The organism is Chloroflexota bacterium, assembly GCA_016219275.1.
Lineage (GTDB): Bacteria > Chloroflexota > Anaerolineae > UBA4142 > UBA4142 > JACRBM01.
In genome coordinates this window covers 1-5,290 of sequence record JACRBM010000082.1, presented here as the reverse complement: position 1 = coordinate 5,290, position 5,290 = coordinate 1, and the positions used below count along the sequence as shown (strand labels likewise).

General features: G+C 56.5%; 3 protein-coding genes and 1 pseudogene. All 4 read left to right on the top strand.

Going from position 1 to position 5,290, the window contains the following annotated elements; translation table 11 throughout:
* The first annotated feature begins 156 nt into the window (after positions 1–156).
* The 4 genes and pseudogenes from HY868_22225 (at position 157) to HY868_22210 (ending at position 4,958) form a co-directional block, all read left to right on the top strand.
* Positions 157–891: pseudogene (locus tag HY868_22225) on the top strand (metallophosphoesterase family protein).
* Positions 892–908: 17 nt separating this feature from the next.
* On the top strand, positions 909–1,622 hold the full coding sequence (locus tag HY868_22220) for a response regulator transcription factor (GenBank protein ID MBI5304868.1): 714 nt from the start codon (positions 909–911) through the stop codon (positions 1,620–1,622).
* Between the two features lies 1 nt (position 1,623).
* A complete protein-coding gene (locus tag HY868_22215; protein MBI5304867.1) occupies positions 1,624–2,751 on the top strand; it encodes a HAMP domain-containing protein in 1,128 nt (375 codons plus the stop codon).
* A gap of 59 nt (positions 2,752–2,810) precedes the next feature.
* Entirely contained in the window at positions 2,811–4,958 is a 2,148-nt protein-coding gene (locus tag HY868_22210) for a VC_2705 family sodium/solute symporter (GenBank protein ID MBI5304866.1), read from the top strand.
* The last annotated feature ends 332 nt before the right edge of the window (positions 4,959–5,290 follow it).

The window sequence follows — 5,290 nt, the reverse complement described above, 5'->3', positions numbered from 1 at the left end:
GTAACTACTCAGCCATCGTTCCTTTATCCGCGAATTACGCGAATCTTCGCTAATTTTTTCTTCTTATTCGCGCAATTCGCGTTATTCGCGGATAAATTTGTTTTTTCATCGGCGTAAATGTGGGTTGGCTGAGTAGTTACGCCGGCGGAATCAGAAATGCGTATCCTGGTCGTCTCTGACATTCACGCGAATTTTGCCGCGTTGGAAGCAGTCCTCAACGATGCGGGCAGAGTGGATAAGGTTTGGTGTCTGGGCGATGTCGTGGGCTATGGTCCCGATCCAGACGAGTGCATCGAACGCTTGCGCGCGTACGACCTGGTCTGTCTTGGCGGTAATCACGATTTTGCCGCGGTAGGCAAACTAGATGTGGAGGATTTTTCCTCGGACGCGCAGAAAGCGATCGTGTGGACGCAGCGCCAACTTTCTCCTGCTAATCGCGCCTGGCTCGAAACGCTTTCTCCGGCGATCATTCTCGCCGAGTATGGCGTTACGCTGGTGCATGGCAGTCCGCGCGATCCACTTTGGGAATATGTCTCCATGCCTGATGTGGCGCGGCAATGCCTGACGAAGATGGAAACACAGATTGGTTTGTTCGGACACACCCACATGCCGATTATTTTCCGCAAACCGACTTTTCTGACCGGGATTTCCACCGAGTTCCCGGTGGTGAATGAGCCGCTCGCGCTGAACCTCGACCGCATGTTGATCAATCCCGGCAGTGTCGGACAGCCGCGCGACGATGATCCGCGCGCCGCGTATGCCATCGTTGACCTGGACGCGATGACACTGACGCATCATCGAGTCCTCTATGATGTGTCGGCGACGCAGGGTAAAATGAAACAAGCGAAACTGCCCGGCGGCTTGGTTCGGCGGTTACGATTCGGACAATAAATTGGGAGGGCGATGCATTGCGCAACGAAACAATTCTGGTGGTCGAAGATGATCGTCCGATTGTTGACCTCATCACCAAGTATTTAACCGCCGAGGGTTATGTGGTGCACGCCGTGTACGATGGACCGAGCGCGCTCAAGCAAGCACGCACCATCAAACCAGATTTGATCGTGTTGGATTTGATGTTGCCCGGGATGGATGGTTTTGAAGTCTGCCGCCGTCTGCAACAAGAGACCGATGTCTATGTGTTGATGCTGACCGCGCGCGCCGAAGAGATGGACAAGATCGTTGGGCTTTCGGTCGGCGCGGACGATTATTTGACCAAGCCGTTCAGTCCGCGCGAATTGGTCGCGCGCATCAAGGCGATTCTGCGACGACAGCGCAAACGCGACGCGCAAGAGACCACCGACCAAGAACGCCAGGCGTTGACGTTTGACGATCTGGAGATCAATCCCGCGACGCGCGAAGTGACCTGGCGTGAAAAACCGGTTGACCTGACCCAGCGCGAATTCGAGTTGCTCTACAATCTGGCGGAACAACCCGGGCGCGTATTCAGTCGCGATCAATTACTCGAACGCGTGTGGGGACACGACTTTGCCGGGATTGATCGCGTGGTAGATGTGACGATTGGGATTTTGCGCCGCAAACTCGAAGACGACCCGGCGAATCCCACGTTGATTCAGACGATTCGCGGCATCGGCTACAAGTTCGTTGCGCGTCGCGCGAAATAAAATGAACTGGTTACGCCAACTCCGTTGGAAATTATTCCTCTCTCACTTGATCGTCGTTGTGGTGGGTGTGGTCATTCTGATTCCCACTGTGCAATTCTTCGCGCGCAATCCGCTGCTTGGATCCACCGGCCTGACCTCATTCCCAGGATTGACTGATTCTCCGCAGATGCAGATTGATCCAGCGGCGTTAGACTTTATTCAACTCGTCATCGAGCAGGCGCTCTTGATTTCTGGATTCGCCGTGCTCGTCGCCTCCGTCATCATCAGTTTGTTCGTGTCGCGCCGCATCGTCGAACCGTTGCAGGAACTTACGCTCGTCAGTGGACGCCTCGCGCAAGGGTACTATCGCGAGCGCACGACGATTCGATCCGACGATGAGATGGCAAATCTCAGCGTCAGCATTAACCAACTTGCCGAGGCGCTCGAAAAAACGGAACAGCGCCGGCTCGGTTTGATTACTGATGTCAGTCACGAATTGCGTACGCCGTTGACGATCATCGCCGGGTATATGGAAGGTTTGATTGACGGCGTGATTCAACCCGAGCCGCAAATTTTCGCGATGGTGCATCACGAAGCGGTGCGCCTTAAATGGATGACGGAAGAACTCGCGCTCCTTTCGCGCGCCGAAGCCGGGCAATTGCGCGTCGAGCCGCGCTTGATCGTGGTGGCGATTGTGATCGAACGCGTCGTCGCACAATTTCAATCGCAGATCGCCTCGCAAGGATTGACGTTGGAACTGAACGTCGCAAACGATTTGCCGCCAGTGATGGCAGACCCGGATCGCGTCGAACAGATTTTGATCAACTTGATGACGAACGCCGTTCAGTACTCGCCCTCGGGCGGCGCGATCACGGTTTACGCGCGGCGACTCGATCCATTTGTTGAGATCGGCGTCGTGGACACCGGCATCGGCATCGGCGCGGAACATCTGCCGCACATCTTTGAACGGTTTTATCGCGTGGACAAATCGCGCGCGCGGCAGAGCGGCGGCGCGGGCATCGGCTTGACCATCGCGCGACACTTGGTGTACGCGCACGGTGGCGAGATTTGGGCGGAGAGTCCGGGCGCTGGACAGGGCACGGCATTTCGGTTCACGTTGCCGATCTACGAAACGGTCCTCAAGCCATGAATGAATTTTTTGCTTCCTTCAATTGGTGGGAATTCCTGTCCATCGTGGTTTTCTGGTTGATGACCGTGTTGATCTCGATCAGCGTGATGGGCTGGGTGTTTCCGCGGATGGAACGCGGCGAATCGGATCCGGCGCTCACGCACAGCGACGTGTTGCCCTGGTATCCGATTCCGACGCGCGTGCGTCAACTCTTGGAACGCCGCGCGCAAATTGGACAAGTTGCTCTGCCGCGCGTTGATCCGGCATATTGGCGGAGCAACGTGCGAATCATAATCGCGTTGTTGGGCGTTTGGCTTGCCGTCGCGATTCTGCCCGTAATCTTTTCTGCCGCGCTCAACTCTGTACGCATCTTCACCGGTTTTCCGCTCGGTTATTACATCGGCGCGCAAGGCGCGCTCATCGTTTTTATTGGCATCATCACCGGTTATGCGTGGTACATGGCGAAACTCGATCGGCGTTTTGCCGGCGATTCAACATCGGGCGCGAGTGCGCCCACTCAGAATTCGCGCCGACTGGGTTTGATCTTTCTTGGATTTACGCTTGGCTTTATTCTATTCATTGTCGCGATGGGAGGAGTGGAGCAACAATTAGGATTACCCTCCAACATGCTTGGGTGGGCATTGCTGATTGTGAGCATCGCGCTATACGCCGTGATTGGTGTGAGCAATCGCGCGCACTCGTTGGATGAATACTTTGTCGCGGGGCGGCGCGTTCCCGCTTTCTTCAACGGGATGGCGATTGCCGGGGATTGGATGAGCGCGGCGACGTTCATCTCGATGGCAGGTACGCTCTGGCTGCTCGGCTATGAAGGGTTGGCGTACATCCTGGGTTGGACGGGCGGTTACGTCGTGTTGGTGATGTTGCTCGCGCCGTATCTCCGCAAATTCGGTCAATTCACGATTCCGGATTTCGTCGCCGCGCGCTACGAGGGCAACCTCGCGCGCATCGTTGCCGCGCTGACCGGCGTGATCATTTCCTTCACGTACGTGACGGCGCAGGTGACCGGCATCGGCATCATCATGACGCGGTTTCTCGGCGTCAACTATCTCGTCGGCGTGCTCGTCGGCTTGAGTGCGGTGCTCTTTTGTTCGTACCTGGGTGGGATGCGCGCGGTGACCTGGACGCAGGCAGCGCAATGTATCGTGCTCGTGTTGGCGTATCTGATTCCGGTCACGTTGCTATCGTGGCGCGATACCGGTCTTCCGTTTCCACAAATCATGTACGGGCAGGCGCTCGAACAGATTGTGCAGTTGGAAGCCGCGCAAGGCATCGCTGAATCGTACGTCACGCCGTTCACGCACGGCACGGTGTTCAATTTTATCGCGCTGATGTTGTGTTTGATGCTGGGCACGGCGGGGATGCCGCACATCCTAGTGCGTTTTTACACGGTACCGAATGCGCGTGCCGCGCGCGCGAGCGTCGGCTGGGCGATGTTGTTTATCGCGCTGGTGTACTTGACCGCGCCGGCATACGCGGCGTTTTCGCGGTGGGAAGTTTTGCAAAATGTGATCGGCAAGCCAATCGGCGCGATGCCGGACTGGGCGCTCAACTGGGCGAATGTCGGACTGCTCGCGATCAAGGATTTGAACGGCGATGGAATTTTGCAAATGAGTGAATTGCGAATTGACCCGGATGTGGTTGTGCTCGCCACGCCTGACATCGCCGGTTTGTCACAGACGATTGCGGCGTTGGTCGCGGCGGGTGGTCTCGCGGCGGCGTTGTCTACCGCAGATGGATTGTTGCTTGTGATTGCCTCCGCGCTGTCGCACGATTTCTACGCGCGCACGTTGAACCCGGCGGCATCACCGCAAGCGCGCTTGTTGCTCAGCCGGCTCGCGGTGTTTGCGGCGGCGGTGATGGCGGCGGTCGTCGCGATTCGGCGGCTGGGGATTATCGTGCAACTCGTCGCGTGGGCATTTTCGTTCGCGGCGGCAACGCTTTTCCCCATTCTCGTGCTGGGAATTTTTTGGAAGCGCGCGAATGGGCGTGGCGCGGTCGCGGGGATGATCGCGGGCTTGGTCGTGACGCTGAGTTACATGCTGGCGAACGTCATCAATCCGAATTGGAATCTCTTGGGGATAACCGATGTGGCAGCGGGCATCTTTGGCATCCCGGTCAATTTTGCTATCGCCATCATCGTGAGTAAACTCACCAAGCCGCCGCCCAGCGAGGTCGCGCTGCTCGTTGAATCATTACGGCAACCGTAGCATCGTACGAGTGAAATGTTTGCACATGAGCGACTGGATATTTCGAGGTAGATATGCGTGGCCCATTTGCCATCGCTTTCGATTTGTTTTTTACGTTTGCGCCTATTGTACTCGTGATTGGCACAATATACAGTTTTCTAAAGTACCAAAGCATTCGGGCGCTACGCGAGCTCTTGGTTGCAATGGTAATTACGCAATACCGCAAAACTCACTTGGGCGCGTTGTCCGCCGGGAGCATTTTCCAACGACGCACCAAATCCTTGAGTTGAGCGTTGGATTGTTTGACGGAGCGTGTGTGCATCCGAAACCGACGGCGATGCGTGCGCACCCGT

Bases quoted from the DNA above. Each gene is read 5' to 3' on its own strand.
- HY868_22215 (MBI5304867.1), top strand. From the start codon at position 1,624: ATGAACTGGTTACGCCAACTCCGTTGGAAATTATTCCTCTCTCACTTG.
- HY868_22210 (MBI5304866.1), top strand. From the start codon at position 2,811: ATGACCGTGTTGATCTCGATCAGCGTGATGGGCTGGGTGTTTCCGCGG.